The organism is Streptomyces sp. BR123 (assembly GCF_013401435.1).
Classification (GTDB): domain Bacteria; phylum Actinomycetota; class Actinomycetes; order Streptomycetales; family Streptomycetaceae; genus Streptomyces.
In genome coordinates, this window is record NZ_JACBGN010000701.1 from 1 (window position 1) to 381 (window position 381).

At 68.5% G+C, this 381-nt stretch carries 1 protein-coding gene; it reads left to right on the top strand.

Annotation, left to right across the window (positions count from 1 at the left end; genetic code table 11):
* The coding region (locus HYE82_RS37110) for an exodeoxyribonuclease III (protein WP_179178605.1) at positions 1–381 on the top strand (381 nt) is incomplete at both ends.

Sequence of the window (381 nt, forward strand, 5' to 3'; positions counted from 1 at the left end):
GGCTGGAAGCGGTGCATGCCTGGATCGCCGGAGAACTGCAGCGCCACCCGAAGCTGATCGTGATGGGCGACTTCAACATCGCCCCGGACGCGCGCGACGTGCACGACCCGGCGGTGTGGAACGACAACCACATCCTGACCTCCACCGCCGAGCGCGGCGCATTGAACAAGCTGCTGCAGCTGGGCCTGCACGATGGCTTCCGCCTGCACAACGACGAGGCGGGTACCTTCAGCTGGTGGGACTACCGTGCCGCCGGCTTCCGCCGCAACCTGGGCCTGCGCATCGACCTGACCCTGGTCTCAGAGGCGCTGAAGGGCAGTGCGGTGGCCTCGGGCATCGACCGCGAGCCGCGCACCTGGGAACGCCCGAGTGACCATGCGC